Consider the following 26,429-nt stretch of genomic DNA (forward strand, 5'->3'; position numbering starts at 1 on the left):
TCTTTTAAGCGTTTCTGGTGTATTTTGAGGAGAAGAATGTTTCAATCGGGGTGACAAGTTGCCATGCAGAGCAGCACGCATAGTTTTAACGGCGGTCTTACCGACTGGGCCCGCATCTGGGCGGATACCACGGTCGAATTTGCCGTCTTCTGTCTGACGCCGGACGGATTGATCCAGACCTGGGGGCCGGGCGGACAGGCGATTTTCGGCTACGCGCCGGAAGAGATCGTGGGCCGGCACTCATCGATATTCTTCCCGGACGACACACGCGCGCACGCGCTGCTCGAAGCGGAATTCACCGGCGCGCGCGAGCACGGCAGTTTCCAGACCGAAGGCTGGCGCAAGCGCCGCGATGGCACGACCTTCTGGGCGAACGTCGTCACGACGGCGCTCATCGACGAGCAAGGCGGGCATCTCGGCTTCGCGAAAGTGGTGCGCGACGAGAGCGAGAAACGCAAGGCGCACGATGCGGTCATCGAGAGCGAGCGCCGCTTCAGACTGCTGGTTCAGGGCGTGACCGACTATTCGATTTTCATGCTTTCGCCCGAAGGCTATGTGACGAACTGGAATCACGGCGCGCGCCGCATCAAGGGCTATACCGCCGAAGAAATCGTCGGCTCGCATTTCTCGCGCTTCTACACGCCGGAAGACGCGGCGGCGGGTTTGCCGGCCCGCGCGCTCGCGACGGCCGCGCGCGAAGGACGCTTCGAATCCGAGGGATGGCGCGTGCGCCGCGACGGCACGCGCTTCTGGGCGCACGTCATCGTCGATGCGATACGCGATGAATCGGACGTGCTGATCGGCTTTGCGAAGATCACGCGCGACGTCACAGAAAAACGCGAGGCCGATCAACTGCTGGAGCAGACGCGCGCGGCGCTCTTTCAGTCGCAGAAGATGGAAGCGATCGGCAAGCTCACCGGCGGCGTCGCGCACGACTTCAACAACGTGCTGCAAGTGCTGCGCGGCAACCTCGAACTGCTGCAGACGCGCAATCTGCGCGACAACTGGTCGATGGATCGCATCGGCAATGCGATCGATGCGGTGGAGCGCGGCGCGAAACTCGCATCGCAATTGCTCGCGTTCGGGCGCAGACAGGCGCTGCGTCCCGTGACGGTGAATCTCGCGTCGATGGTGCGCGGCATGGACCAGTTGCTTCGCCGCGCGCTGGGCGAGACCATCGAAGTCGAAACGGTGGTGTCGGGCGGTCTCTGGAACGCGTTCGTCGACTCGCATCAACTCGAGAACGTTCTATTGAATCTGGCGATCAACGCGCGCGACGCGATGCCCGACGGCGGCAAGCTCACACTGGAAATCGCGAACGCGATGCTCGACGATCGCTACGTCCGCTCGCTCGCCGATGTTCCCGCCGGCCAGTACGTGATGCTCGGCGTGACCGATACGGGCGCCGGCATGTCCCCCGACGTGATGGAGCGCGCGTTCGAACCGTTCTTCACGACGAAGGCCGAAGGCGAGGGCACGGGTCTGGGCTTGAGCATGGCGTATGGCTTCGTCAAGCAGACCGGCGGCCATATCCGCATCTATAGCGAAGTGGGCCACGGTACGACCGTGCGCATCTATCTGCCGCGATCGAGCGAAGAGGCGCTCGAACCCATCGCGTCGAAATACGCGCCCGCGAGCGGCGGAAGCGAAACGATACTCGTCGTCGAGGACGATCTGAAAGTTCAGGCCACGGTCATCGAATTGCTGGTCGGACTGGGCTATCACGTGCTCAAGGCCGATAACGCCGATCAGGCGCTGGCCGTGCTCGCGAGCGGCGTCCATGTCGATCTTCTTTTCACCGATGTCGTGATGCCCGGCGCGCTCCGAAGCCCGGAAATGGCGCGGCGCGCGGTTCAGCTTCAGCCGAATCTTCGGGTGCTGTTCACGTCGGGTTATACGCAAAACGCGATCGTGCACGGCGGCCGGCTCGATCCCGGTGTCGAATTGCTGAGCAAGCCCTACAGCAGGGACGATCTCGCGTTCAAGGTGCGGCAGGTGCTTGGCGTATCGGATGGTGCTTCACCGCATACGAACGACTCGCCAGCCACCATGTTGCCGCAGGCGGGCGCGCCGCGCCGCTTACGCGTGATGATCGTCGAAGACGACGACAGTTCGCGCATCGCGGTCAGCGAACTGCTGACGGTGCTCGGCCACGAAGCCATCGGCGCGGCCAATGCAGCCGACGCGCTCGCCATGCTCGACAGCCAACAGGTCGACGTCCTGCTCACCGATGTCAACCTGCCCGACATGCAAGGCACCGAACTCGCGCGCAGCGTGCTCGCGCGGCACGCGGACACGCGCATCGTGTTCGCGTCGGGCGCCGATGTCCTTCCAGGCGAAGTGCAGGGCTTCGCGTGGAAATCGCTGCGCAAGCCGTTCACCTTCGAAGATCTGGTGATCGCGTTACGTGACTGATGCGTCTCGCGGCCCAGTGCGATATAGCCGCACGACTGCGAGCGTTGCAGGCCGCGCGGAGGAGGCGATTCGACGCCAGGCGCTCGGCCATATCGCGAAGTCGCGCGCGGGGCTTTGCGGCGGCCGCGCCAAGTCGGCCTACGCGCACGATCGAGATCGCGAAATGAAGACGACGTGGCTCAAGCTGGATCAGAAGGTCTCTTCCTGCGGATCGGCACCGCGCGTCGGCGCGCCCGGCTGTGCCAGCTTGACGGCGCGTCCCGTGCGCGCCGATTCGTAGATCGCCTCGATGATGCGCTGATCCTGCAGGCCTTCTTCGCCTGGCGTATGCGGCACGATGTCGTCGCTCACGCATGTCGACATGTGGTCGATCTCGCGCGCGAACTGATTCTGCGGATCGATCTGCACTTCGGTCGTCGCGCTCTTGCCGTCCACCAGCATGCCATGTCGCATGCGCAGGCCGTTGTAGCCGAACGCCGGGTCCATCTCGACCCAGCCCTGCGCGCCCTGCAGCCGGAAGAAGCGCGACTCGTGGCTCGCATAGCTCGACATGCACGTCGCCGTGAGTCCGCTCGGAAAGCGCAGAATGAACTGCACCGATTCCTCGACTTCGACGAAGCGCGGATCGCCTTCGGGCCGATGCACGGTCGCGACGACTTCCCGCGGTTCTTCGCCTGACAAAAAACGCGCGGCATTGAGGCAATACAGTCCGATGTCGGGCATCGCGCCGCCGCCCGCGAGCGACTTCTTCAGCCGCCATTGCGACGGATCGCCGACGTTCTGCGAATTCCCTGCGATGAACTCGCGCAACGCGCCGAGCTTCTTGTCCTTCACCATCTTCGCGATCATGCGATCCATCGGCTCGTACTGACTGCGATACGCGATCATGAGCTTGCGATTGGCGCGCTTCATCGCATCGATCATCGCCTGGCAGTCGGCGGCGCTGTTGGCCATCGGCTTCTCGCACAGCACATGCTTGCCGATCTTCGCCGCGCGCAACGTGTATTCCTTGTGCATACCGTTGGGCAGCACGATGTACACGACCTGCACGCGCGGATTGTCCGCGAGGCGCTCGAAGCTCTGATAGTCGTGCACGTCCGCTTCGGGCACGCCGCATTGACGCGCGACGCGCAACGCCTTCGCGCGATCGCCCGATACCAGCGCCGTGACTTTCGAATACTTGCACTGCGCGAGCGCCGGAAGAATCTGGTTCAACGACAACCTGCCGAGTCCGACGATCGCGTAACCGATGCGATCGTCGGGCGGAAGATTGGCGTCCGGCGTCTCTTCCTTCTGCTCCGTGTCCGGATCCTGAATCAACGGAAGCCGGACCTGATTGGAACTCGCGTTCGAAGGCCCGGCTGCGAGCGCCGGCACGGCCGTGCCGGCGGCGAGCGCGGCGGCGATGCCGGCGCCGCCGCGCCGCAAGAACGAGCGGCGTCCGTTTTCAGCCGGGGCTGCGCCTTCATCGGTGGTTGCGGTGGTTGCGGCGAGTGTCGGCGAATCGCAATGGGTGGGATCGTGTCGGAAGCGCATGGAGGGCTCGATGAATGGTCAGGTGCGCCTGGCTGACAGCATCGGACATGCCAACATCGAGGCGGCCTGTTTTATGCTCGACAAAACCTTGTCATCTGACTGGAGACGAGCAATGTATTCAGTGGACGAGTACTTCGTGGAGATCGCCGCCGAATCGATTGCCGGAGATGGATGGACCGCCGATGCGATCTTCTCGCGACGCGCCGACTATCGCGGACACGGCAGAGTGTGGAAGGTGCGATATCCCGCGCACATTCTCGGACCGACGAAAGCGGCGGTGGAAAAGGCGACGGTCGCCTGGGCGCGGCAGTTCATCGCGTGCAGCAGCCCGGTGCTGGAGTCGTCGCTGGCGCTGCGCAAGCAGATCGCATCGGATGTCGAAGCGCAATCATCGTCCGCATCGAAGCGCAATAGCGCGACATCCGGCTGACTTTCCTTACGGTATTTCCGCTTACATCGACACGGACACTTCGAACACGTGATGCGCCGCGATTACCGAGTGTTCGTTGATCGCCGGCGGCGTCGTTTTGCGCGGACGAAAGACGAGGTCGCCACGCCGGATGCGTTCGCCGCTGATCGCGCAGAAGTCTTCCGCGCGCGCCCGGCCGAGCGACCATATCTGTTCGCCGAGACAACCCGATTGCGAGTCGGACCACGAAACGATCGCGGTACGTTCCGTCGGCCGGTCGCGCAGCGTGATCCAAACGTGCGCGAGCTTCACAGATTCCGCGCGCGCTGCGTCGAAGCATCGCATCGCAATGGACGACGGCAACAGGCAGTCGAACCAGGTTACGCGCGCGGGCAACTGCGTTTGACTATCGTCGATGGTCGGCATGGCATTCCTCTGGTTCGTCGGATGGGCGCCGGTCGCTCATGCGATGCGGCTCGATGCGGCTCTCTCCCGACGAACGCATGCGACATGCCGCAACGCACGCCATGCGGGCCGCGAGCGGCGTACGTAAGCCGTCCCCATCCGACGTCGAGTAGCGCATCGTTCGGAACATGCCTTGCTGCCAATGCTCTGTCACCACAGCGATCATCGAGGAGAAGGATCATGAACATGAGACGACAGCGCGCCATCACGGCCGCGTTGCTGATCGCCGCTGCCGCGCTGGGCGGCTGTTCGAAGAGCGGCGACAACGCGACTTCCAGCCTCGGCGGTCATGGCAGTCCGGGCGGAGGCGCATCGAGCCCGGCCGCGGCCGGCGGCGGCCCGGCGTCGAGTCCGGCACCCGCGAGTCAATGAAGCGTCGCGCGATAGCGAAGACGCGCCGTCGCGTGTCACGAACGCGCTTCAGATCGCGAACGGCGAGCGATGCAGATTGGCGAGCAAGCCCGCGGGGCCGGTAAAAATAGCAATGCAGCCCGCATCTTTCAAGGACTGCTCCGGGAAAGCGCCGGACAAGAGGCCGATGGTTCGCACGCCTGTTTTCCCGGCCGCTTGCGCGTCGTAAGGCGCGTCGCCGATCGCGATGGCTTCTTGCGCGGCGACGCCGAGCTTGCCGAGAGCGACTTCGAAGACGTCCGGCGCGGGCTTCGATTCGTCGGCGTCTTCGGAAGATACGCTCACATCGACGAGATTCGCGACGCCCGCAATGTCGAGATACACGCCGAGTTCATCCTTCTTCGCCGACGACGCAATCGCGATCTTCAATCCGGCACCGCGCAGTTTGCCGAGCAACTCGGGCACCGCGGCGAAGGGGCGGATCATCGGCAGATAGTTGGCCTTGAAATGCGCGCCGCGCCATGATTCGAGCGCCTTGCCGTGATCGTCGAGTTCGTCTTTCGAGAGGAAGACTGGCAGCAGATTGTCGCCGCCTTTACCAATCTGACCGCGCACCTGTTCGAACGATACATCGTGACCGAAGTGCGCGAACGCCTCCTGCCATGCCCACGCGTGAAGATCGACGGAGTCGATGAGCGTTCCGTCGATATCGAAGATTGCAGCTTGCGGCATGACGCCTCCATGACACCGTTTGAGTTGCATCCATTCTATGCGAGCGTCAGCCCTGCGCGCTTGCCGTCTGCCTCGCCATCATCACGATGCCCGCGCCCGACACGATGGTTCCGGCGAGCATCGGCCACGACAGCGCTTCGCCGAACATCGCCCATGCCCACACGAGCGTCACCGAAGGACTCAGGAAGAGCACGCTCGATACGCGCGCCGGCGACGAACGCCGCAGGCACAGCCAGTAGAGCCCGTAGCCGCCGAGCGTCGACAGGACCGCCGTCCACGCGACGCCAAACACGAAACCGGCGCTCGGCACGGGCAACAAACTGCCTTTCGCGCCTTGCAGACAGCCGAACGCGAGCAGCGACACGGCGCAATGAATCCACAGCGTGGCCGCAAGGCCGAGCGAGTCGCGGCGCGAAGCGCTTCGTTGCTGCGAGACGGTCGCGACCGCGAGCGACATCATGCCCGCGACCGGCAGCGCATACGCCCATGAAGGCGCGGAACCGGGCGTCAACGCATCGCGGCACACGATGGCGACGCCGGCCAGTCCGAGCGCCATGCCGGCCCACGTGCGCCACCCGCTGCGCTCGCCAAACACGACTCGCGAAAGCACGACGGTTCCCACCGGCAACAGGTTCGCGATCAGCGCGGTAAGACCCGTCGATACGCCGAGTTCGATGCCCTTCGCCACGCCTGCGATGTAGCCGGCGAGACCGAACAGGCCGATCAGGGCCTGACGCATCAGCGCCGCGCGCGATGCGCCTGCGATTTCGCGCGCGACGAAGGGCAGCAGGCAGACGGTGATCGCGGCGAAGCGCCAGAACACGACGAGCAGAACCGGCGCGTAGTTTGTCGAAAAGCGAATGCCGACGAAGCCCGAGCTCCATGCGACGACCATCAGCGCCTCGAGCGCGGGCAAGGGCAGGCGCAGACGCAAAGGAACGGCAGTGGATGCGAGCGGGGCGGGACAGGACCGCAAGACTTTTTTCATGCATCCAGCCTAACCGTCGAATGACGATCGGAAAATCAAAATATAATGATGAGGTCGTTCAATTCGGTTGAACCATGATGGAATCAGTTCTCGACATCGATCTCTTGCGCACCTTTCATGCCGTCGCGCGCCTCGGCAAGTTCCGCTCGGCGGCCGAGTTCGTGAGCAAGAGCCCCGCGGCGATCAGCACGCATATCCAGCGGCTCGAAGCCATTGCCGGAGGCAGGCTGCTCGATCGCGACAACCAGTCCGTTACGCTGACCGCGCTCGGCAAGCGCTTGCTCGCCAGCACGAACGAGCTGCTCAACGCGCACGATCGCGTGCTGCAGGAAATACAGGGGAAGACGCTCGGCGGGCGCATCGTGCTGGGCGTGCCGGACGAATATGCCGCGCATGTGATCCGTGACATTCTTCCGTCATTCACGTCCAACTGGCCCAACGTGGTGATGGAAGTCAGGACCGCGCCGAGCCTCAAGCTGCGCGACTGGGTGACGCGCGGCAAGCTCGATCTCGCGTTGCTGGTGCAGCCCGCCAGGGCGACGCGACCGGCGGACGTATTGACGATGACCACGCCGGTCTGGGTCGGCGGTTCGGGCTACGTGTGGGACGACAGCCGTCCGCTGCCGCTTGCGTTGTACGGCGAGCCGTGTCCGTATCGCGTGGCGATGATGAACGCGCTGGAGCGCGCCGGCCGCCGATGGCGCGTCGTTCTCGATAGCGCGTCGAGTCAGGTCATCAAGAGCTGTGTCGAATCGGGGCTGGCGGTCACGCTGCTCGATCGCGCGCGAGTCAGTGAAGACATGAAGGTGCTCGATATGCTGCCGCGCATCGGCGACCACGAAGTCGTCTTGATGCGCGATCGCGCGGGGCGCGCGAGCGAAGCGATCGACTTGCTCGTCACCACCGTCAAGCAGCACTTCAGGTTATGAAGCGGCCTTGAATGCCTGAAGAGGATGCGCGAGAAAGAAGCGCACCATCTCGGCGCTGGCATCGGGTCCGGTGGAATCCGTATAACTGCCGTTGGGCGAACCGCCCGACCATGCATGCGGCGCGCCGTGGATCGTCCACCATTCGGCGGGTACGCCTTGCGCGGATTTCATGCGTCGCACCGTATGCCGGCGTGCTCCGCGATCGGCCGATGAAACCTCTTCGCGCGCGGTGGCATCGATCGTAAATCCGCGCATGAGTTCGATCGCGTTGCCGTGATGCACGGTCGCGTCGGCATCGCCGTGGAACACGATCAGCGGGCAGCGCGGCTCGGACACGGCGGCTTTCGCGTTCTTGCCGCCGCGCATCGCCGCGAGCGCGGACGGCAGGTCGCGTGCGCATCCAGCAGGCAGGCCCGAGTGGACCCCCGCCGCAGCATAGAGATCGGGATAACGCTGTGCCATGATCGCCGCCATCGCGCCGCCCGCCGATAGTCCCGCGACATACACGCGCTTCGGATCGACATTGTGCTGCGCCATGATTTCGCGCGTGATGCCCGCGATCAGCGACGGCTCGCCGTGATCGCGTTGCTGATCGGTCGGCTTGAACCAGTTCCAGCATTTCGACGTGTTCGCGGCCTGCGGCTGTATCGGGTACGCGACCATGAAGCCGTGCGTTTCGGCGAGCGCGTTCATCCGCGTGCCTGCGGCGAAGTCATCGGCGTCCTGCGTGCAGCCGTGCAGCATGACGATGAGCGGTACCGGCTCGTTGCCGTATGCGCTCGGCACGTAGAGCTTGTAGCTGCGCTGCCCGGCGGCATTCGCGAAGCGGCGCGTGCTGAAGTGTCCGCGATCCTGCACATCGGCGTCGGCGTGCGCATGATGTGCGTGATTGGCGTGATTGGCGTGATTGGCGTGATTGACGTCGCGCCGGAAGCGGAACACATCGGTGAAATGGGTGCGTGCCTGATCGATGTTTTCATGCCGCGCGGGCGCTGCGTTCGCCTGTTCGCCACGCATGGCGCGTTTCACGATCTCCGTCGCCGCGGCGGAGTCGTGGTTGCGAAAGAGCGCGAACGCTTCTTTCATCGAATCGAGAAAACCTTCGTTGAGTTTCATGTTGTCCGTTATCGGGTATAGGGTTGGGTTGCTAGCGGATGCGATCCGCGAGCGCGGCCTTCACTGCCGCTGATGCATGAAGCGCGCCGCGCACGAGGATCGAGTCGATCGTCGCCAGCGCGAGTTCGGGCGATACGTCAGAGGCGATGCTGGCCAGTCCCAGCACCTGAATCTTGAGCCGCTGATTCGCCGCACGCGTCGCTTCGAGATCCTGCTTCGAAAAATACTGGAGGCCGAGCACGAGCTGACGCCGCGTCACGGTTTCCTTCACGACCGGCGCGTGTATCGACAACTGATTGCGGATCGCCGTGCGGATGAGGTCCGTGCGGTTCGAGTAAAAGCCTTCCTCGACGAGCAGATCGATCTGGCCGAGATCGACCGGGCCGAGGTTGATCGTGATTTTCTCGGTCTCGCCGCCGCGTGGCTTCTCCATCGATTCTTTCGTCATATCTTCCTTTAGCCATCTGTTCACCATCCATATGGATGGTTATAGCCCGATTTCAAGAGAGCGTCAACGCAAAAAGTCGAAGTTGCAGGAATCGCAAACACGTAGCACAGTGCTCGATACATGACGCAGCATCGACGAATCAAATCGCGACATCGCGCCCGCGCAACGGAGGACACCGTGGATACGGCGAGCAATGAGCGTTTGCAGTCGATCGCCATCGAGATCCAGATCGAGGATTGTCATCGCATGATCGAGCGACAGTGCGAGCGTCTCGCGCGGCAGCTCGAACGGGGACAGGATCCGAAGGAATCGACGTTCGTGCTGTATTGCCTTCAGCAAAGCCTGATCGCGCTCTCGAATTCGAAGCTCTACAGCGAATGGGACGCGAAATGCGTTCCCCGCCGCAAACAAAGCCAATGAACACACCGGATAGCGAAGTCGAACGCAGCATGCTGACATTGCTCAAGCGGCGCGCGCCTGAATCGTCGATATGTCCGTCGGAAGTCGCGCGCGACCTCGCTTCCGACGAATCCACATGGCGCGCGCTGATGCCTCTCGTGAGAGAAGTGGCGGCTCGGCTTGCGCGCGACGGCGCCGTGTCGATTACGCAGGGCGGCGTCGCATTGAACCCGGACGCGATCGGCCGCGGTCCCATCCGCCTGATCCGCGGACCGAAATTCGAGTGATGAAAGCCGAGAGGGAAAACCCCGAGCAGAATCGCTTTGACCGTCTTTCGAATCGAAACTAGACTCTTCCGTAACGAAAGTTTCTGCGGAAACGGGCCGAATGCTCACCAACAAGAGTTCATTGAAGCGGCGCCTTCAGATCGTCGAACTCGTTCGCAAGCGCGGCGAAGTTTCCGTCGATGAACTCAGTCAGGCGTTCGATGTTTCGAGCGTGACCATCCGCAGCGATCTGACGTATCTGGAACAGCAGCGTTATCTGTTGCGCTCCTTCGGCAAGGCCCGTTATCTCGCGCAGAAACCCGGCGACGACATTCTCGTGCCCGCATCCGATGGCGCCACGCGCAAGGCCTCGGAGATGGTGCTCGCGCGTTTCGCGGCCGAGCGCATCGGAGACAGCGAAGCCGTGATGCTTGGCGCGGGAGAGATCGCGCACAAGATGATCCCGTTCCTCGCGGATCGGGCGAATCTTTCCTTGCTGGTTCAGGACGTGGCCGTAGCCGCGACGATTCAACGCTTCCTGCATTGCGAAGTGCTGCTGACGGGCGGTCAACTGGAACATGGCTCGACCATCATGACCGGACCCGATGCCGAAGCCGCCGTCGCGCGTCGCTCGATCGATCTGTGCGTCTTGCAGGCGTGCGGCGTGGATCGCGAAGGCAACCTGCTCGCGATGGATTCGGCTCTCGCGCGCGTGGCGCAGGCGGCGCGGCGCGCGGCGAAGCGAACGATGGTTCTTGCTTTTCAGCCGGTGCTCGACGAACGCAGCGGCGAAGTGTTCGCGAGCGCGAAAGATATCGACACGCTTTTCATCGACGATGGCATCGATCCGCCGACGATGGAAACCGTGATGCGCAACGGACTCAGGCTGCACAGGCGGGACACCGGCATTCTGGAGTTTCGCGCAACCTGACGCGCGCGCGGCGTCCGGCGTCTCAGCTCATTTACATCGTTATCCTGATGAACACTGTCATGGCCAAAACCGAAGCGAAACCGGTCGATCGTCCCGGCTGCATCCTGACGATGGGCGAAATTCTCGTCGAGATACTCGCGACCGAAATCGGGCAGTCGTTCCGGCGGCCGGGCACGTTGATCGGGCCATACGCGAGCGGTGCTCCGGCTATTTTCATCGATCAGGTCGCGAAATGCGGCAGCCCTTGCGCGATCATCGGATGCGTCGGCGACGACGACTTCGGCGCGCTCAACGTCGAACGCCTGCGCGATGACGGCGTCGACGTGTCGGGCATCTCCGTCGTCAAGGCCGCCACCACCGGCAGCGCGTTCGTCACGTATCGCAAGGACGGCGACAGGGATTTCATCTACAACATCGCCAACAGCGCATCGGGACATCTGTCGGTGAGCGAGATACGCGAGCCGTTGCTGAAGAACTGCGGCCACTTCCATGTGATGGGCTCGTCGCTCTTTTCGTTTCGCATCATCGAGGCGATGAAGAAAGTGATTGAAACCGTGAAGGCGAACGGCGGCACGGTCAGCTTCGACCCGAACATCCGCAAGGAGATGTTGCGCATTCCGGAGATGCGCGAGGCGCTCGATTTCATCCTCGACTACACCGATGTGTTTCTGCCGAGCGGACACGAAGTCATGCTGCTCGCGAGCGCAAGCAACGAGCAGGCCGCGATCGAGGAACTGCTGGCCCGAGGCGTGCGCGAGGTCGTCGTGAAACGCGGCAAGGACGGTTGCAGCTATTACGACGGCAACGACGTGCGTCATCTGCCTGCGCTGCCCGTGTCCGAAGTCGATCCGACGGGCGCCGGCGATTGCTTCGGCGGCACCTATATTGCCTGTCGCCAGCAGGGCATGTCCGTCGATCGTGCGTTGCAGTACGCCGTGGCCGCGGGGGCGCGCGCCGTCACGCATCGCGGGCCGATGGAAGGAACGGCCACGCTCGCCGAACTCGACGCGTTCATTCGGGAGAATGGCGAGGTGAGCCATGGCTGACATCGTCACGCGGCTCACTGGCGACGCGCGGCTGGCGTCGAGGCTGAAGGGCATCTATTCGGTGTGCTCCGCACATCCGTGGGTCATCGAAGCGAGCCTGATGCAGGCGCGCGATGACGGCACGCCGTTGCTGATCGAATCGACCTCGAATCAGGTTGACCAGTACGGCGGCTACACCGGCATGACGCCCGCCGTCTTCGTGCGATTCGTGCGGGGCATCGCGGAGAAAGCCGGTTTTCCAGCACAGAGCCTGATTCTCGGCGGCGACCATCTCGGGCCGAACGCGTGGCGCGATCTTCCAGCCGACGAAGCGATGCAACGCGCCGACGCGCTGATCGACGCCTACGCCGCAGCGGGATTCAGAAAGCTCCATCTCGACACGAGCATGCCATGCGCCGGCGACCCGCCGCGCCTCTCCGACGAAGTCGTCGCCGAACGCGCGGCGCGCCTGTGCGCGGTCGCGGAGAAAGCGGCCGGACGCGCGGGACTGCGTGAGAAGCCGGTCTATATCGTCGGGACGGAAGTGCCGGTGCCGGGCGGCGCGTCGGAGGCGCTTGCCGGCGTCGAAGTGACGAAGCCGCGCGCGGCGCGCGAAACCGTCGCGGTGCATCGCGCGGCGTGGCACGCGCATGGACTGGACGCGGCGTGGGAGCGCGTCGTCGGGCTGGTGGTGCAGCCGGGCGTCGAATTCGACCACACGAAGGTCGTCGACTATGACGCGTCTTCGGCGGGCGAACTGTCGAAGGTGCTCGACGGCTTGCCGGGCATCGTCTTCGAAGCGCATTCGACGGACTATCAGAAACCGGAGGCGCTCGCGGCGCTGGTTCGCGACGGCTTCGCGATTCTGAAGGTCGGACCGGGCGCGACGTTCGCGTTGCGGGAAGCGCTTTATGCACTCGCGGATATCGAAGACGCGCTGATCGCACCGGATGCGCGCTCCGGTCTGCGCGCCGTCGTCGAACGTGTGATGCTCGAAAAACCCGATAAGTGGGAGAAGTACTACCACGGCAGCGAGGACGAGAAGAGGCTGCTGCGCATCTTCAGCTATAGCGACCGGATCCGCTATTACTGGGCCGATGCCGAAGTCGGCGACGCCACGCGCAAGCTCGTCGCCAATCTGGAGCGCGTTGTCATCAGCGAAAACCTCATCAGCCGATATCTTCCGTACCAGTACTGGCAATTGCGGCGCGGATCGATCGACGGCTCGCCGATGAGCCTGATCTTCAGCAAGGTCAGGGAGGTCATCGGCATGTATGCGGCTGCATGCGGAAGGTAAACGCCGGGCGCCCGATGTGCGGCTTTTGGCGCGCTGTGCAGGGAAAACCCGCTTTGTTGGACTTTCGACTCGAAACTAGAATTTTCACGGCAAAAGAGGCTTGCCCGCCCGATCGCGCGCGGGGGCTTACCGGAGGCGACACATGAGCAAGGCGACCGTGGTCAACGATAAACAGCCGAAGCCTCGCAAGGGGTTCGCGACGCAACTCATGCATTCACGTGAGACCGGTATCATCGGCGCGCTCGTCATCATGGTCGTGCTGCTGTCGATCTTCGCGCCGGACTTCGCGAGCAAGGGCAATCTGCTCAACGACGCGCGCAATCTGTCGTTCATCGGCATCGTGGTGCTCGGGCAGGCGGCGGTGATGATTACCGGCGGCATCGATCTTTCGGTCGGCAGCGTCTGGGGTCTTGCCGCGGTGGCGTCCGCCGCGATGATGCAGTCGGGCATCGGCGTCGTGCCCGCATGTGCGCTCACGCTGCTCATTTGCGCGGCCGTGGGATTCTTCAACGGCTTCTGCGTGACGAAGCTGCGCATGCTGCCCTTTGTGCCGACGCTCGCGACGATGAGCATCGCGCGCGCGCTCGCGCTCATCATCACGCGCGGCAAGGCCATCGACGGATTCCGTCCCGACGGCGACGCCTTCTTCGCGCTCGGCGGCGGCGACATTTTCGACCTGCCGGTTCCGTTCGTCATCTTCGTCGTGCTCGCGATCATCGCGGCGATCGTGCTCAAGCGCACGGTGTATGGCCGCCAGTTGTACGCGGTCGGCGGCAACGAGCGCGCGGCGACGTTGACGGGCCTGAACGTCGACCGGCTGAAGATGAGCGTCTACATCATGTCGTCCGTGCTGGCGGGTGTCGCGGGCATCATCGAAGTGAGTTATCTGTCTTCCGCGATTTCCAATCAGGGCCTGGGCAAGGAACTCAGCGTGATCGCGGCGGCGGTCATCGGCGGCACCGCGCTGTCCGGCGGCGAGGGCACGGTGATCGGCGTGTTCGTCGGGACCGTGATTCTGGAAGTGCTGCGCAATGGTCTCGTGTTGCTTGGAACGGACGCTTATTGGCAAGGGGTGTTCGTCGGATCTGTCATCGTGCTTGCCGTCTTTATCGATCAACTCAGAAAAGGCGTCTGGCGACGTCGATGAGCAGTTGTAGCCATAACAATCCCTGGAGAAGACCATGACACGCACCATGATCAGTGCAGTAGCCGCGACCGTTCTGCTCGGGCTCGGCATCACGCAGGCGCACGCCGCCGACAAGAAAGTGTTCGCCGTCGTGCCGAAGGCGCTCGGCGTCGCGTTCTACGCCGATGCGGAGAAAGGCTGCAAGGAGGAGGCCGCGAAACTCGGCGCGGAATGCCTCTTCACGGGCCCCGCGCAACTCGATGACGCCGAGCAGGGCCGCATCGTGCGCGATCTGATTACGAAGAAGGTCGCCGGCATCGCGATCGCGCCGAACAATGCGGACTCCATCGGCAACGTGATCAGCGCGGCGGTCGCGAAGAACATTCCGATCGTCACGTTCGATTCCGATGCGCCGAAGTCCAAGCGCGCCGCGTTCATCGGCACGAACAACGAAGCGGGCGGCGAAGCGGCGGGCGAAGCCTTCGCGAAGGCGCTGCCGAAGGGCGGCACGTATGCGATCCTGACCGGCGGTTTGTCGGCGGCGAACCTGAACGAACGGATCAAGGGCTTCAAGTCCAAGCTCAACGGCAACTTCAAGGAAGTCTCGGGATCGCCCTTCGCCTGCAACGACGATTCGAGCACGGGCGTGCAGCTGATCCAGGACATTCTCGCGAAGAACCCGAATCTCGACGGCATTTTCTTCGCGGGCGGCTGGCCGATGTTCGCGCCCGAAGCGTATATCCGCGCGGTCAAGAACAAGGCCGCCGACATCAAGTCCGGCAAGTTCGTGATCGTTTCGTTCGATACGCTGCCCTCGCAGATCAAGCTGCTGAAGGAAGGCTATGCGACGACGCTGATCGGCCAGCGGCCGCTTGCGATGGGCATTGAGTCGGTCAAGCAGCTCGATGAACTGTCGAAGGGCGGGAAGATTCCGCCGGTCACGGACACGGGCGTGGACATCGTGAATTCGTCGAACGTCGACAAGTTCGTCGGCGGCAAGTAATCGAATCGTGCGGGATCCGGGCGCGCCCGGTCCCGCGCTTTCCTTGCGAAGAGCATCGTCATGACCGTTCTTTTGAGCGTTGAGCAGATCACGAAGACGTATCCGGGCGTCAAGGCGCTGCAAGAGGTCTCGTTCAGCGTCGAGGCGGGCACCGTGCACGCGATCATGGGCGAGAACGGCGCGGGCAAGTCCACGCTGATGCAGGTCATCGCGGGCGCGCATGCGCCCACGTCGGGCCGGCTCATCTTCGACGGACAGGAAGTGGCGTTCTCCGGCACGCGCGACGCGGCGAAGAAGGGCATCTCCATCGTGTTTCAGGAGCTGATGCTCGCGCCGAACATGACGATCGCCGAGAACATCTTTCTCGGCGCGGAGCCGCGCATGGCGCGCGTCCTCGTCGATCGCGGCACGCTGCTCGACAAGGCGAGCGCCGCGATGCGCCGTCTTGGCATCGCGCTCGATCCCGATACGCGTCTCGGCGATCTGACCATCGCGCAGCAGCAGCTCATCGAAATCTGCAAGGCGCTCATTCACGAGCCGCGTCTTCTGATACTGGACGAGCCGACATCGAGTCTGTCCGAAGCCGATTCCCTGACGCTCTTCAAGGTCGTGCACGAGTTGCGCGATCGCGGCGTGACGATTCTCTATATTTCGCATCGCATGCGCGAAGTCTTCGACAACTGCGACGCCGTCACCGTGCTGCGCGACGGCAAGCACGTGCGCACCGCGCGGCTCGCGGATACATCGCCGGATGAAGTGGTCCGCCTCATGGTCGGCCGCGACCTCGCGGAAGTGAAGCGCGTGCGGCCCGACAACGACGGCAAGCCGGTCGTGCTTTCGGTGCAGGGTCTCGGCGATGACGAGCGTTATCGCGATGTTTCGTTCTCGCTGCGCCGGGGCGAGATCGTCGGTCTCGCGGGTCTGATCGGCGCGGGCCGTTCCGAAGTGGCGATGGGCATCTTCGGCGCGCCGCCGCCGAAGCACGGCACTGTCTCCATCGAAGGCAAGCCGGTGAAGATATCCCGGCCGCGCGATGCGATGAAGCTCGGCATCGCGCTTGCGCCGGAGGATCGCAAGGATCAAGGGCTCGTGCTCGGCATGTCTGTTGGAAGCAATCTTTCACTCGCGGCGTTGGGGCTCGGGCGGCTGTCGAAGGGGACCATCGTGCGGCCCGCGCAGGAAGCGCGCATGGTCGACAACTATGTCGGCCGGTTCAAGATCAAGACGCCGACGGTCGAACAGCTCGTCAAGCTCCTGAGCGGCGGCAATCAGCAGAAGGTCGTGCTGGCGAAATGGCTGGCGTCGAACCCGCGCGTGCTGATCGTCGATGAACCCACTCGCGGCGTCGACGTCACGACGAAGGCCGAGATCTATGCGCTGATGCGCGAACTCGCGCACGAAGGGCTCGCGATTCTCGTGATCTCCAGCGACCTGCCCGAGATACTGACCATCTCCGATCGCATTCTGGTGATGCGGGCGGGTCAACTGGTCGGCGAAGTCAGCTTCGACGATGCGTCCGAAGAACGCATCATGTCGCTGGCTGCGCTCGAACATGCCGATCCCGCGCATCCCGAGGTCAAGCCGACCGGCTTCGTCTCCTGAGTCGCACGTTCGCGGCTGTGTCGGCGGTTCAGGTCACATAGATTCGGAATCCGAATAAACGAAATTTCAAGGAGCATCGAGCATGAACAAAGTCGGCATGTTCTATACCTACTGGTCGACCGAATGGATGGTCGACTTTCCCGCAACGGCGAGACGCATCGCGGGCCTCGGTTTCGACATGATGGAGATTTCGCTGGGCGAGTTTCATAACCTTCCCGATGCGAAGAAGCGCGAGCTGAAGACCGTCGCCGACGATCTCGGACTCACGGTGATGTGCTGCATCGGATTGAAGCCGGAATACGACTTCGCGTCGCCGGAGCAGAGCGTGCGCGACGCGGGCACGGAATACGTGAAGCGTCTGCTCGACGATTGCCACATGCTGAACGCGCCCGTCTTCGCCGGCCTCACGTTCTGCGCATGGCCGCAGTCGCCGCCGCTCGACATGAAGGACAAGCGCCCGTATGTCGATCGCGCGATCGACAGCGTGCGCCGCGTCATCGATGTCGCCGAAGGCTACGGCATCATCTACGCGCTGGAAGTGGTGAATCGCTTCGAGCAGTGGCTTTGCAACGACGCGAAAGAAGCGATCGCTTTCGCAGATGCGGTCGGCAGCCCCGCGTGCAAGGTGCAGCTCGACACGTTCCACATGAACATCGAAGAGAGTTCGTTTCGTGATGCGATTCTCGCGTGCAAGGGCAAGCTCGGGCACTTCCATCTGGGCGAAGCGAACCGCCTGCCGCCCGGCGAAGGCCGCTTGCCGTGGGATGAGATCTTCGGCGCGCTGAAGGAAATCGACTACGACGGCACCATCGTCATGGAACCGTTCATGCGCAAGGGCGGCCCGGTCAGCCGCGCCGTGGGCGTGTGGCGCGACATGTCGAACGGTGCGACCGACGAGCAGATGGACGAGCGCGCGCGCCGGTCCTTGCAGTTCGTGCGCGGCAAGCTCTCTTCGTAGCGCATCATCGATTCATGACGAAACGCCAGAGCGCCGCGCACTCGGCATCGGAGACACGATAGCGGGGCATCGACTTGCGCAGCAGGACGCCCGCCGGATCGATGCCGTCCCGCACCGCGCGGCAGAACGCGGCTTCGTCGTAGTGGCTGATCGGCCCGCCACGGCGCGATGCCGCCGCGAGCAGGGTGTCGTGCGTGAGCGGCGGGGCGAACGCCGCCGACTTCGGCGTGGCGACGTGGCAGTTCACGCAACGCGTCGTCCACGCAGGCAACGGGCGATCGTCATCGCGCAGATGCGCGGCCATCGGATGTTGTCCGTTGAAGATCGCGCAACCGGCATCGTCCGGGCCGCACGCCGTCTGCGCGCCCGCGAACGATGTCATCGCGGCGAGCGCGAGGGTCAATGCGGCGTAGCGACAGCGTCGGCGCATTCAATGCACGCGCAGCACGCGCGCGACGCTCGGCACGCCCCTCGCGTTGAGCGCGAACAGCATGTAGTAGCCGGGCACCACGACGCCGGGATCGGACGGAATGTTCAACTGATATTCGCCCGCCGTGCCGACGCTGAACGTGAGCGGCACGCGCCGCTGCTCGTTGTTCACCGAATGCGTGACCGACGACGAGCGCATCAGCACGAAGGCGCGCATGTTCCGGCTCGCCGTGACGACGATCGTGGTGCCGAGTTGCGCATCGCCCGGAACGGACGAAAGGCTCGGCCGCGACGCGTTGGACCCGTCCGAGTTGAGCAGATACGGCGGCGTCAATATTTCGACATCGGTGTGATTGGTCGCGCAGTCGCCGCACAATCCGCCGCCGCCGCTCAGCACGCGCCCGTCGTTCAGCAGCAGCGCGACGCTGTGATATGTGCGCGGCACGGCCTGCGGCGCGAGCGGCGAAAACGAGTTGGTCGCCGGGTCCCATAGCTCGGGCGTGAGGATCGCGTTGTCGTCGGAGAACGGCGCGGCGAAGGTCTGTCCGCCGACCACGACGACCTGACCGTTCGGCAGCACGACGCTGTTGTTGAACGCGCGCTGATAGCTCATCGGCGCGATGGTCTGCGTCACTGCGTTGCCGCTCGTGATGTCGATGAGCGTCGCATTCGAGGTCGCCTGCGACTGGTCATAACTCGGCGCGCCGCCGACCGCGAGTATCTTGCCGACGTCGTACATGACGGCGTTGCCGTTCATCGCGTCGTTGTCGTTGGCGCGACTGCCGGCAGGCGTCACGCTGCCGTTGCCGGCCGTATCGAACCAGTGCATGGCGCGGCTCGGTCCCGCATGAAAGATGCGCCCGTCGCCGACCGCGAACATCCACGCGTGATTGTCGGCGCGAAACACGCCGCGGGCGTCGTTGGTGACGATGTAATCGTCGATGATCGCGCTGTTGATGCGCCAGCCCGAGCCCGCCGTCCACGTTTCGCCGCTCTTGCCGCCGAGCCCGCCGCTCCACGATCCGCCGACCACGAACACGTTGCCGTTGCTCAAGGTCACGCTGCCCTGATAGCCGCGCGGAATGTTCATCTGATCGCTCGCGGTCCATGTGCTCGTGGCCGGCGAATAGATGCTCGTCTGCCGCACGCTCAACCCGCCGGTCACGAAGATGCGTCCATCGGGCAGATTGGAGATGCCGGGGCAGAACATGTCGTGTCCGGTATTGGTCACGACGACTTCGTTGCTCTTGCCCGTCGACGGATTGAAGATCGCCGTGTACGTCCTGCCCGGCGGACTCGATCCGTCGGTGAAGTTGAGTTCGCTGTCGGCCGACCACACCAGCACGTTGCCGTTCGGAAGATTGGCGGCTTGCAACGGCACGAGCGGCAACTGAATGGGCGCCGTCCATTTCGACGGCAACGCGGAGCGCGGCGGCGGCAGGCCGCTCACTTGCCAGGTCTGCGTCGCGCTCGCGTTGCAGACCTGCTGCGTCAACTGGACGCCCTGCGAGGTCGTGCTCGACGCGCTCACGCACAAGCCGCTATGTCCCGCGACGATGGCATAGCCCGCGCCTTGCGGTATCAGCGAGAAAGCCTGATTCAGGCCGCCGTTGCAGGTCCACTGGATGATAGGCCCGCCCGGACTCGTGCTTTGACCCGATACGTCGAGGCACAGACCGCTGTTCTGATTGACGAGGTTATAGCGCGTGCCGGTCGCGGACGGAAGCCATTGCTGATTCGCGCCGCCCCAGCACGGCCAGGACAGCACCGGCGCGCCCGGCGTCTTCGATTCGCCGCTGACATCGGCGCACATGTTGGTGCCCGCGAGCGTGATGGGCGCCGAGGTTTGCGCGCGCACGGTGTGCGATACGCCCGCGAGCGCGAACGCAAACGCGATCAGCACCAGGAAGCGCATGCATCGGGCGAACAGGCCGGACGCAGGCATCGTCGAACGGACTTCTGACATGGTTGCTCCCGTACACGAATGGGTTATGTACGTGCAAGTGCGCCGAGAACATCGCAGATGTCGTTGACGCGGGGAAGATCGGCGCTGCGCCAGCGCAACATCGCGTTGGCATCGAAGCAATAGACCTGCGTGGAGTGGTCCGCGAGATCGCCGAGCGGCGCCTTGCTGCCCGACAGCGCGAGACGCATCCGGTCGACATCTTCGAGCGATGGTGTCGCGGCATTCCACGCGGGACCGGCCTCGAAACGCGCGAGCCATGCGCGCAATGCCGAAGGTGAATCGGAAAGCGGATCGATACCGACCGACAACAACTGCACGGGACGACCGGCGCGCATTCCCGCGATGCGTTGCTGAACCGCATTGAACAACGCGCCTTGCAGCGGACATACCGTGCCGCAACCGGTGTACACCGTCTGCAGCGCGGTGATGCGCCGTTGCAGCAAATCGTTCAACTGCCGCTTTCTGCCGGTCTGATCGACGAGCCAGGCATCGTCGAGACGCACCGGCGGCGTCACGAGTCCCAGCCCGCCATGCTGCGCGAACGAAAGCGGCGACGCCGCGCCGAGCGCGAGCGCAGCCATGTCGCGAAGCAGGGCGCGGCGAGTCAGTGAGGGAGCAGGCATCGGCACGTTACGATCCCGTTTCGAACGCTCTGGCCGCACTCGCGCGAGGTTGGCGCTACGCGTATTGCATGACCATTGGATCGAAGATTAGCAGCCCATATTGGCAAGAAAAATTCAGCGCCGGAAATAAGTAGGTAAATATGTGCACTCGGCCACATTCGGTCTTAAAGCCTCAAGCCGTGTGTAATCCAGGGCCTTTCGATTTCAAAATTTGCAACTTCCGGCATGCTTGATAGTGCCGCGAATGTCCTAGACTTCATCGAACGCGCTGCGCCTCGACGCGCAAGTTTGACGATGAAGTCCGCGTTTTCTGTCATCATCGCGCGGTGGCGGCAGCGGCACGACGTGCGGTAGGGTGCATGAAGCTGCCCGTCGCATCACGCGGCATTGCGATTGCTCTGATGCAGCACCAGTGTCCGTCGATCTCGCGTTATCCGTTCCGGCCCTTCCGGAGAAGGAGAATGCAATGAATGCGCGCTTTTCCGTTTGTGCAGCCGCACTCGGCGCCGTGCTGATCACGGCAATCATCGGCGCGTGCAGCGGCGGTGACTCCAGCGTCAGTTCGACATCGGCGGCCGCGGGCAAGGCGGCGTCGAGCGTATCGAATGCGGCGGGCGCGACAGCCGGCAACGCGATGGACGTCGTCACGTGGCACAACGACATCGCCCGGACCGGCCAGCAACTGGCGGAAACGGTCTTGACGCCCGCGAACGTCACCAAGAACGCCTTCGGCAAGCTCGCAATCTATTCGGTCGATGGCGCGGTCGACGCCGAGCCGCTCTTTCTCGCGGGCGTAACGATCGCGGGCGCCACGCATAACGTGCTCTACGTCGCTACGGAAAACGCGAGCGTCTACGCGTTCGATGCCGATAACGGCACAGTGCTGTGGAAAGTTTCGACGCTCGGAAACGGCGAAAAGCCGAGCGACGATCACAACTGCCATCAGATCACGCCGACCATTGGCGTAACGGCGACGCCGGTCATCGACCGCACGCGCGGGCCGAATGGCGCGATCTATGTCGTCGGCATGTCGAAGGATGGCTCGGGCGGTTATCACCAGCGCATTCACGCGCTCGACGTCACGACCGGCGCCGAACTCTTCAACGGACCAACAGAGATTCGCGCGACGTATCCGGGTAGCGGCGCGGGCAGCCAGAACGGCACGCTCACCTTCGATCCGGGCCAGTATGCCGAGCGCGCGGGGCTTCTGCTGCTGAACGGTGTGGTCTATACCACGTGGACGTCGCACTGCGATTACATGCCCTATACCGGCTGGGTGATGGGCTACGACGCCAACACGCTGCAGCAGGCGAGCGTGCTGAACGTCACGCCGAACGGTCAGATGGGTTCGATCTGGATGAGCGGCGCGGGGCCCGCGTCGGATGGCGAGGCGATCTATCTGCTCGATGCGAACGGCACCTTCGACCCGACGCAGAACGAGCATGAAATGCCGATCAACGGCAATTTCGGCAATGGCTTCCTGCGCCTCAATCTCGCGCCGCTCAGGGTGCAGGACTACTTCCAGCCGTCGAACACGGTGCAGGAAACGAACGAGGACGAAGACCTCGGTTCCGGCGGCGCGATGGTCTTGCCCGATTTCGCCGATGCGAACGGCAAGGTCTGGCGTCTTGCCGTCGGCGCGGGCAAGAACTCGACGATCTACGTCGTCAATCGCTGGTCGATGGGCAAGTTCGATTCGAACGCAGACCACATTTATCAGGAACTCGTCGGCCAGATTCGCGGGCCGATGTTCGGCGCGCCCGCGTATTTCAATAACACGGTGTACTTCGGCTCGGTGAACGACACGATCAAGGCGTTCACGGTGTCGAACGCCGCGTTGTCGGCAACGCCCTCGAGTCAGACGCCGAACGCGTTCGGCTTTCCGGGCGCGACGCCGAGCGTGTCCGCAAACGGCGCGTCGAACGGCATCGTGTGGGCGGCCGAGAACGGCTCGATCGGCGTGCTGCGCGCATACGACGCGGCCAATCTCGCGCACGAGCTCTACAGCAGCGTCGATGCAGGCGCGCGCGACCAGTTCGGCCCGGGCAACAAGTTCATCACGCCGATGATCGCGAACGGCAAGGTCTATGTGGGCACGACAAGCGGCGTCGCGGTGTTCGGGCTGTTCTCGCAATAGCGGGACTTCGTGTGAAGCGTTGCGCTAGATCGCGGCGGCGCTTCGCATCTGCTCGATCGCGCGTTCGTCGTAGCCGAGTTCGTGCAGGATCGATACCGTGTGTTCGCCCAGCGCGGGCACGGCATCCATGCGCGGCGCGTCATCGGCCGACATGCCCGGCGGATAGAGCGCGGGCACGTCGCCCGCCGCGGTCGTGACGCGCGTCCAGCGGCCTCGCGCATCGAGTTGCGGATGCTTCCATACCGCGTGCATGTCGTTCATATGCGCGTTCGCGATGCCCGCTTTCTCCAGCCGTTCGATGACCTCTTGCGCCTGACAGGCCGAGAACGCATCGACGATGATCCGCGCGAGCGCCTCACGATGCACCGTGCGGCGGCTGTTCGACGAGAATCGCTCGTCTTGCGCAAGCTCGGGCCGCGCGATGACGATATCGCAGAAGCGCTTCCATTCGCGTTCGTTCTGCAAGCCGAGCATGACGGTGTTGCCGTCGCCGGCGGGGAAGGGACCGTATGGAAAGATCGTCGCGTGCGCGGCGCCTGCGCGCTCGGGCGCGGGCTGATCGTCGATCGAATAGTAGAGCGGATAGCTCATCCACTCGACCATGCTTTCGAGCATCGAGACGTCGATATGCTTGCCTTTTCCCGTACGCCCGCGTTCGATCAGCGCGGCGAGGATGTTCGTGTAGCCGTACATGCCGGCGGCGATATCGGCAATCGAGCAACCTGCTTTCGCGGGCCGGTCTTCCGAACCGGTGATGCTCAGGAACCCCGATTCGCTCTGAATGAGCAGGTCGTACGCCTTCTTGTCGCGATAAGGCCCGTCAAGCCCATAGCCCGATATGTCGCACGCGATCAGCTTCGGAAAGCGCGCGCTCAAGTTCGCGAAGTCGAGCCCGAGGCGTTGCGTCGCGCCCGGCGCGAGGTTCTGCACGAACACGTCGGCGTCGGCAAGCAGGGCGTGGATGACTTTCATTGCGACGGGCTGCTTCACGTCGAGCGTGATGCTCTCCTTCGAGCGGTTCGTCCACACGAAGTGCGATGCGAGACCGCGCACGCGTTCGTCGTAGTGACGCGCGAAATCGCCGGTGCCGGGCCGTTCGATCTTGATGACGCGCGCGCCGAGATCGGCGAGTTGACGCGTGCAGAAAGGCGCGGCGATCGCATGTTCGAACGTCACGACCTTGATGCCCTGAAGCGGACGCATGTCGATGCTCCCTCAGAAGGATCGCGGCAGACCGAGGACATGCTCGGCGACGTAGGACAGGATGAGGTTCGTCGAAATGGGCGCGACCTGATACAGGCGCGTCTCGCGGAATTTGCGCTCGACATCGTATTCCGATGCGAAGCCGAAGCCGCCGTGAAATTGCAGACACGCATTCGCGGCTTCCCATGAAGCATCGGCGGCGAGCAGCTTCGCCATGTTGGCTTGCGCGCCGCAATGCCGATGCGCGTCGAACAGCTCGCACGCCTTGTAGCGCATGAGACTGGCTGCTTCGACATTCACCAGCGCCCGGGCGATGGGAAACTGCACGCCCTGATTCTGTCCGATCGGCCGGCCGAAGACGACGCGCTCCTTCGCATACTGCGAGACCTTGTCGATGAACCAGTAACCATCGCCGATGCATTCCGCCGCGATCAGCGCGCGCTCCGCATTGAGGCCGTCGAGAATGTACCTGAAGCCCATGCCTTCCTCGCCGATCAGATTCTCGGCCGGAATCTCGAGGTTATCGAAGAACAGTTCGTTGGTCTCGTGATTGACCATGTTCGGGATCGGCCGCACCGTCATGCCGTGACCGATCGCCTTGCGCAGATCGACGAGAAAGATCGACATGCCCGCGCTCTTCTTCGTGACATCGGAGAGCGGCGTGGTGCGCGCAAGAAGGATCATCAGGTCGGAATGCTGGATGCGCGAGATCCAGACCTTCTGCCCGTTGATGACATAACGATCGCCCTTGCGATGCGCGGTCGTCTTGATCTTCGTCGTGTCGGTGCCTGTCGTCGGTTCGGTCACGCCCATCGATTGCAGACGCAATTCGCCCGATGCGATCTTCGGCAGATAGTGTTCCTTCTGCGCTTGCGATCCATGCCGCAGGAGCGTCCCCATGTTGTACATCTGGCCGTGACACGCGCCCGAGTTGCCGCCCGATCGATTGATCTCTTCCATGATGACCGACGCTTCCGTGAGGCCGAGTCCCGAGCCGCCGAATTCCTGTGGAATCAGTGCGGCGAGCCAACCGGCGCGCGTGAGCGCATCGACGAATGCTTCGGGATACGCGCGTGCTTCGTCGATCCTGCGGAAGTATTCGGGTGGGAACTGGCCGCAGAGATCGCGCACGGCATCGCGAATGTCGCGATGAGCGTCGTCGGAGGTATCGAACATGGTGGACTTTTCCAGAGCGTGTCAGGTGAATGATGCGCGCGCGGTCATGCCGATCCATCCTTCGTGGTCCTTCGACCACAGCTCGACCGTCTTGCCGTCGGCGGACGGCAGGCCGCAAAGATGCAGCGCGTTTCCGGCGAAGCACGGACGCATGGCCTTGAACGCGAAGTCGCCAATGCGGCCATCGGGACGCTGTCTGCGCACGAGATCGAGCAGCAGCGTCGCGATGAGCGGACCATGCACGACGAGTCCCGGATAACCTTCGACCTCGGTGACGTAAGGCTTGTCGTAATGAATGCGATGGCCGTTGAAGGTCAGCGCGGAGTAGCGAAATAGCAGCACTTCGTCGGGGACGATGGTGCGTTGCCATGCTGCATCGACGGGCGCGGCGACGGGCGATGGCAGCGGCGCGCCGCGCACCGCCGGCTCGCGATACACGATGTCGTGCTCTTCCCCGACAGCGAGCGCGCCCTCGCACGATATGCGATGCGCGACCGTCACGAAGCCGAGCCTGCCGGTTCTGCCGTGCTTTTCGGTCACATCGAGAATGCGCGACTCGCGCGCGATCGCTTTGCCGACGATGACCGGCGCTTCGAAACGAAGCCGTCCGCCTGCCCACATGCGGCGCGGCAGGCCGAGGTCGGGCAGAAAGTCGCCTTTGCGCGGATGCCCGTCTTCCGCAATCGACGATTGCGCGGCGAGCGGACGAAAGAAGACCCAGTGCCACAAGGGCGGGAGAACGTCGCCATCGTTGAGCGAGATCGCACAATCGAGCGTGGCGCCGAGCGCCGCAGCATGCGAGCGCGCGACGATATCCGTTGCCGTCTGGATGCGTTGGCGAAAGTCGTCGGACCGATTGTTCATGCTCGTCTCCACCCAGCACAACATCGTTCAATGCT

Annotated in this window: 26 protein-coding genes; 14 read left to right on the plus strand and 12 right to left on the minus strand. The window is 63.5% G+C overall.

Annotated elements, in window-relative coordinates:
• The first annotated feature begins 63 nt into the window (after positions 1-63).
• The gene (locus AWB77_RS29320; protein WP_061137984.1) at positions 64-2,415 is read left to right on the plus strand and encodes a PAS domain S-box protein; all 2,352 of its coding nucleotides are present in this window, start codon (positions 64-66) and stop codon (positions 2,413-2,415) included.
• Between the two features lie 189 nt (positions 2,416-2,604).
• On the opposite strand, the gene AWB77_RS29325 is transcribed toward AWB77_RS29320, so the two are convergent.
• Positions 2,605-3,951 carry a Gfo/Idh/MocA family protein gene (locus tag AWB77_RS29325; RefSeq protein ID WP_082852774.1) on the minus strand — a complete coding sequence of 449 codons (1,347 nt, stop codon included), beginning with the start codon at positions 3,949-3,951 and terminating at the stop codon, positions 2,605-2,607.
• A 112-nt stretch (positions 3,952-4,063) separates the two neighbouring features.
• Between AWB77_RS29325 and AWB77_RS29330 the strand changes: the two genes are divergently transcribed.
• Positions 4,064-4,381 (plus strand): hypothetical protein, encoded by a 318-nt coding sequence (locus AWB77_RS29330; protein WP_061138019.1) that lies wholly within the window; start codon positions 4,064-4,066, stop codon positions 4,379-4,381.
• 21 nt (positions 4,382-4,402) lie between these two features.
• Here the strand turns inward: AWB77_RS29330 and AWB77_RS29335 are convergent, their stop codons facing one another.
• Positions 4,403-4,786, minus strand: a complete 384-nt coding sequence (locus AWB77_RS29335) for a DUF3331 domain-containing protein (RefSeq protein WP_061137985.1) — start codon at positions 4,784-4,786, stop codon at positions 4,403-4,405.
• A gap of 219 nt (positions 4,787-5,005) precedes the next feature.
• Here AWB77_RS29335 and AWB77_RS29340 point away from each other — a divergent pair, with 219 nt between their 5' ends.
• The gene (locus tag AWB77_RS29340; RefSeq protein ID WP_061137986.1) at positions 5,006-5,197 is read left to right on the plus strand and encodes a hypothetical protein; all 192 of its coding nucleotides are present in this window, start codon (positions 5,006-5,008) and stop codon (positions 5,195-5,197) included.
• Positions 5,198-5,245: 48 nt separating this feature from the next.
• Here the strand turns inward: AWB77_RS29340 and AWB77_RS29345 are convergent, their stop codons facing one another.
• Together AWB77_RS29345 and AWB77_RS29350 are read right to left on the minus strand one after the other, a co-directional pair.
• Positions 5,246-5,908: an HAD family hydrolase gene (locus tag AWB77_RS29345; RefSeq protein WP_061137987.1), complete on the minus strand. Its 663-nt coding sequence runs from the start codon at positions 5,906-5,908 to the stop codon at positions 5,246-5,248.
• A gap of 46 nt (positions 5,909-5,954) precedes the next feature.
• Positions 5,955-6,896, minus strand: a complete 942-nt coding sequence (locus AWB77_RS29350) for a DMT family transporter (protein WP_082852775.1) — start codon at positions 6,894-6,896, stop codon at positions 5,955-5,957.
• A gap of 74 nt (positions 6,897-6,970) precedes the next feature.
• On the opposite strand from AWB77_RS29350, the gene AWB77_RS29355 reads away from it, so the two are divergent.
• Positions 6,971-7,825 (plus strand): LysR substrate-binding domain-containing protein, encoded by an 855-nt coding sequence (locus tag AWB77_RS29355; protein ID WP_341845013.1) that lies wholly within the window; start codon positions 6,971-6,973, stop codon positions 7,823-7,825.
• On the opposite strand, the gene AWB77_RS29360 is transcribed toward AWB77_RS29355, so the two are convergent.
• Both AWB77_RS29360 and AWB77_RS29365 read right to left on the minus strand, forming a co-directional pair.
• A complete protein-coding gene (locus AWB77_RS29360; RefSeq protein WP_061137989.1) occupies positions 7,820-8,941 on the minus strand; it encodes an extracellular catalytic domain type 1 short-chain-length polyhydroxyalkanoate depolymerase in 1,122 nt (373 codons plus the stop codon). The two genes, AWB77_RS29355 and AWB77_RS29360, sit on opposite strands and share 6 nt — an antisense overlap.
• Before the next feature lie 31 nt (positions 8,942-8,972).
• Complete coding sequence (locus AWB77_RS29365; protein ID WP_061138021.1) at positions 8,973-9,389, minus strand: ribbon-helix-helix domain-containing protein; 417 nt, start codon at positions 9,387-9,389, stop codon at positions 8,973-8,975.
• Between the two features lie 177 nt (positions 9,390-9,566).
• On the opposite strand from AWB77_RS29365, the gene AWB77_RS29370 reads away from it, so the two are divergent.
• The 9 genes from AWB77_RS29370 to AWB77_RS29410 all read left to right on the plus strand — a co-directional run bounded on the left by AWB77_RS29370 (position 9,567) and on the right by AWB77_RS29410 (position 17,996).
• Complete coding sequence (locus tag AWB77_RS29370) at positions 9,567-9,809, plus strand: hypothetical protein (protein WP_157694941.1); 243 nt, start codon at positions 9,567-9,569, stop codon at positions 9,807-9,809.
• Complete coding sequence (locus AWB77_RS29375; protein ID WP_061137991.1) at positions 9,806-10,075, plus strand: DUF3253 domain-containing protein; 270 nt, start codon at positions 9,806-9,808, stop codon at positions 10,073-10,075. The genes AWB77_RS29370 and AWB77_RS29375 overlap by 4 nt, the downstream gene beginning before the upstream one ends.
• A 100-nt stretch (positions 10,076-10,175) precedes the next feature.
• Positions 10,176-10,985: a DeoR/GlpR family DNA-binding transcription regulator gene (locus AWB77_RS29380; RefSeq protein WP_061137992.1), complete on the plus strand. Its 810-nt coding sequence runs from the start codon at positions 10,176-10,178 to the stop codon at positions 10,983-10,985.
• Positions 10,986-11,044: 59 nt separating this feature from the next.
• Positions 11,045-12,031 carry a tagatose kinase gene (locus tag AWB77_RS29385; RefSeq protein WP_061137993.1) on the plus strand — a complete coding sequence of 329 codons (987 nt, stop codon included), beginning with the start codon at positions 11,045-11,047 and terminating at the stop codon, positions 12,029-12,031.
• Positions 12,024-13,307, plus strand: coding sequence for a D-tagatose-bisphosphate aldolase, class II, non-catalytic subunit (locus AWB77_RS29390; protein ID WP_061137994.1), 1,284 nt, complete (start codon positions 12,024-12,026; stop codon positions 13,305-13,307). The genes AWB77_RS29385 and AWB77_RS29390 overlap by 8 nt, the downstream gene beginning before the upstream one ends.
• A gap of 142 nt (positions 13,308-13,449) precedes the next feature.
• Positions 13,450-14,454, plus strand: a complete 1,005-nt coding sequence (locus tag AWB77_RS29395) for an ABC transporter permease (protein ID WP_061137995.1) — start codon at positions 13,450-13,452, stop codon at positions 14,452-14,454.
• A 34-nt stretch (positions 14,455-14,488) separates the two neighbouring features.
• Positions 14,489-15,436, plus strand: coding sequence for a sugar-binding protein (locus AWB77_RS29400; RefSeq protein WP_082852776.1), 948 nt, complete (start codon positions 14,489-14,491; stop codon positions 15,434-15,436).
• 60 nt (positions 15,437-15,496) lie between these two features.
• Positions 15,497-17,038 (plus strand): sugar ABC transporter ATP-binding protein, encoded by a 1,542-nt coding sequence (locus AWB77_RS29405; RefSeq protein WP_061137997.1) that lies wholly within the window; start codon positions 15,497-15,499, stop codon positions 17,036-17,038.
• A gap of 82 nt (positions 17,039-17,120) precedes the next feature.
• On the plus strand, positions 17,121-17,996 hold the full coding sequence (locus tag AWB77_RS29410) for a D-psicose 3-epimerase (protein ID WP_061137998.1): 876 nt from the start codon (positions 17,121-17,123) through the stop codon (positions 17,994-17,996).
• Positions 17,997-18,000: 4 nt separating this feature from the next.
• On the opposite strand, the gene AWB77_RS29415 is transcribed toward AWB77_RS29410, so the two are convergent.
• The 3 genes from AWB77_RS29415 to AWB77_RS29425 are packed head-to-tail and all read right to left on the minus strand — an operon-like array spanning position 18,001 to position 21,014.
• Positions 18,001-18,426: a hypothetical protein gene (locus tag AWB77_RS29415; protein WP_061137999.1), complete on the minus strand. Its 426-nt coding sequence runs from the start codon at positions 18,424-18,426 to the stop codon at positions 18,001-18,003.
• On the minus strand, positions 18,427-20,391 hold the full coding sequence (locus AWB77_RS29420; protein WP_061138000.1) for an RICIN domain-containing protein: 1,965 nt from the start codon (positions 20,389-20,391) through the stop codon (positions 18,427-18,429). It lies immediately after the preceding gene.
• Between the two features lie 23 nt (positions 20,392-20,414).
• Positions 20,415-21,014: an SCO family protein gene (locus tag AWB77_RS29425; RefSeq protein ID WP_061138001.1), complete on the minus strand. Its 600-nt coding sequence runs from the start codon at positions 21,012-21,014 to the stop codon at positions 20,415-20,417.
• Positions 21,015-21,480: 466 nt separating this feature from the next.
• Between AWB77_RS29425 and AWB77_RS29430 the strand changes: the two genes are divergently transcribed.
• Positions 21,481-23,151 (plus strand): PQQ-binding-like beta-propeller repeat protein, encoded by a 1,671-nt coding sequence (locus AWB77_RS29430; RefSeq protein WP_061138022.1) that lies wholly within the window; start codon positions 21,481-21,483, stop codon positions 23,149-23,151.
• Positions 23,152-23,175: 24 nt separating this feature from the next.
• Here AWB77_RS29430 and AWB77_RS29435 read toward each other — a convergent pair whose 3' ends face one another.
• Genes AWB77_RS29435 through AWB77_RS29445 form a run of 3 tightly spaced genes read right to left on the minus strand, consistent with a single transcriptional unit; the run spans position 23,176 to position 26,394 of the window.
• On the minus strand, positions 23,176-24,354 hold the full coding sequence (locus AWB77_RS29435) for a CaiB/BaiF CoA transferase family protein (RefSeq protein ID WP_061138002.1): 1,179 nt from the start codon (positions 24,352-24,354) through the stop codon (positions 23,176-23,178).
• A gap of 12 nt (positions 24,355-24,366) precedes the next feature.
• Positions 24,367-25,530 (minus strand): acyl-CoA dehydrogenase family protein, encoded by a 1,164-nt coding sequence (locus AWB77_RS29440; RefSeq protein ID WP_061138003.1) that lies wholly within the window; start codon positions 25,528-25,530, stop codon positions 24,367-24,369.
• Positions 25,531-25,551: 21 nt separating this feature from the next.
• Positions 25,552-26,394, minus strand: coding sequence for an HTD2 family dehydratase (locus AWB77_RS29445; RefSeq protein ID WP_061138023.1), 843 nt, complete (start codon positions 26,392-26,394; stop codon positions 25,552-25,554).
• Positions 26,395-26,429: the final 35 nt, after the last annotated feature.

The sequence above is a fragment of the Caballeronia fortuita genome, from assembly GCF_001544835.2.
Lineage (GTDB): Bacteria > Pseudomonadota > Gammaproteobacteria > Burkholderiales > Burkholderiaceae > Caballeronia > Caballeronia fortuita.

Excerpts from the sequence above, each read along its gene's own strand:
- AWB77_RS29440 (WP_061138003.1), bottom strand. The coding sequence starts at position 25,530 with ATGTTCGATACCTCCGACGACGCTCATCGCGACATTCGCGATGCCGTG.
- AWB77_RS29435 (WP_061138002.1), bottom strand. The coding sequence starts at position 24,354 with ATGCGTCCGCTTCAGGGCATCAAGGTCGTGACGTTCGAACATGCGATC.
- AWB77_RS29320 (WP_061137984.1), top strand. The coding sequence starts at position 64 with ATGCAGAGCAGCACGCATAGTTTTAACGGCGGTCTTACCGACTGGGCC.
- AWB77_RS29425 (WP_061138001.1), bottom strand. The coding sequence starts at position 21,014 with ATGCCTGCTCCCTCACTGACTCGCCGCGCCCTGCTTCGCGACATGGCT.
- AWB77_RS29340 (WP_061137986.1), top strand. The coding sequence starts at position 5,006 with ATGAACATGAGACGACAGCGCGCCATCACGGCCGCGTTGCTGATCGCC.
- AWB77_RS29365 (WP_061138021.1), bottom strand. The coding sequence starts at position 9,389 with ATGACGAAAGAATCGATGGAGAAGCCACGCGGCGGCGAGACCGAGAAA.
- AWB77_RS29375 (WP_061137991.1), top strand. The coding sequence starts at position 9,806 with ATGAACACACCGGATAGCGAAGTCGAACGCAGCATGCTGACATTGCTC.
- AWB77_RS29400 (WP_082852776.1), top strand. The coding sequence starts at position 14,489 with ATGACACGCACCATGATCAGTGCAGTAGCCGCGACCGTTCTGCTCGGG.
- AWB77_RS29390 (WP_061137994.1), top strand. The coding sequence starts at position 12,024 with ATGGCTGACATCGTCACGCGGCTCACTGGCGACGCGCGGCTGGCGTCG.
- AWB77_RS29345 (WP_061137987.1), bottom strand. The coding sequence starts at position 5,908 with ATGCCGCAAGCTGCAATCTTCGATATCGACGGAACGCTCATCGACTCC.
- AWB77_RS29330 (WP_061138019.1), top strand. The coding sequence starts at position 4,064 with ATGTATTCAGTGGACGAGTACTTCGTGGAGATCGCCGCCGAATCGATT.
- AWB77_RS29410 (WP_061137998.1), top strand. The coding sequence starts at position 17,121 with ATGAACAAAGTCGGCATGTTCTATACCTACTGGTCGACCGAATGGATG.
- AWB77_RS29360 (WP_061137989.1), bottom strand. The coding sequence starts at position 8,941 with ATGAAACTCAACGAAGGTTTTCTCGATTCGATGAAAGAAGCGTTCGCG.
- AWB77_RS29325 (WP_082852774.1), bottom strand. The coding sequence starts at position 3,951 with ATGCGCTTCCGACACGATCCCACCCATTGCGATTCGCCGACACTCGCC.
- AWB77_RS29420 (WP_061138000.1), bottom strand. The coding sequence starts at position 20,391 with ATGTCAGAAGTCCGTTCGACGATGCCTGCGTCCGGCCTGTTCGCCCGA.
- AWB77_RS29395 (WP_061137995.1), top strand. The coding sequence starts at position 13,450 with ATGAGCAAGGCGACCGTGGTCAACGATAAACAGCCGAAGCCTCGCAAG.
- AWB77_RS29415 (WP_061137999.1), bottom strand. The coding sequence starts at position 18,426 with ATGCGCCGACGCTGTCGCTACGCCGCATTGACCCTCGCGCTCGCCGCG.
- AWB77_RS29380 (WP_061137992.1), top strand. The coding sequence starts at position 10,176 with ATGCTCACCAACAAGAGTTCATTGAAGCGGCGCCTTCAGATCGTCGAA.
- AWB77_RS29335 (WP_061137985.1), bottom strand. The coding sequence starts at position 4,786 with ATGCCGACCATCGACGATAGTCAAACGCAGTTGCCCGCGCGCGTAACC.
- AWB77_RS29355 (WP_341845013.1), top strand. The coding sequence starts at position 6,971 with ATGATGGAATCAGTTCTCGACATCGATCTCTTGCGCACCTTTCATGCC.
- AWB77_RS29385 (WP_061137993.1), top strand. The coding sequence starts at position 11,045 with ATGGCCAAAACCGAAGCGAAACCGGTCGATCGTCCCGGCTGCATCCTG.
- AWB77_RS29350 (WP_082852775.1), bottom strand. The coding sequence starts at position 6,896 with ATGAAAAAAGTCTTGCGGTCCTGTCCCGCCCCGCTCGCATCCACTGCC.
- AWB77_RS29445 (WP_061138023.1), bottom strand. The coding sequence starts at position 26,394 with ATGAACAATCGGTCCGACGACTTTCGCCAACGCATCCAGACGGCAACG.
- AWB77_RS29405 (WP_061137997.1), top strand. The coding sequence starts at position 15,497 with ATGACCGTTCTTTTGAGCGTTGAGCAGATCACGAAGACGTATCCGGGC.
- AWB77_RS29430 (WP_061138022.1), top strand. The coding sequence starts at position 21,481 with ATGAATGCGCGCTTTTCCGTTTGTGCAGCCGCACTCGGCGCCGTGCTG.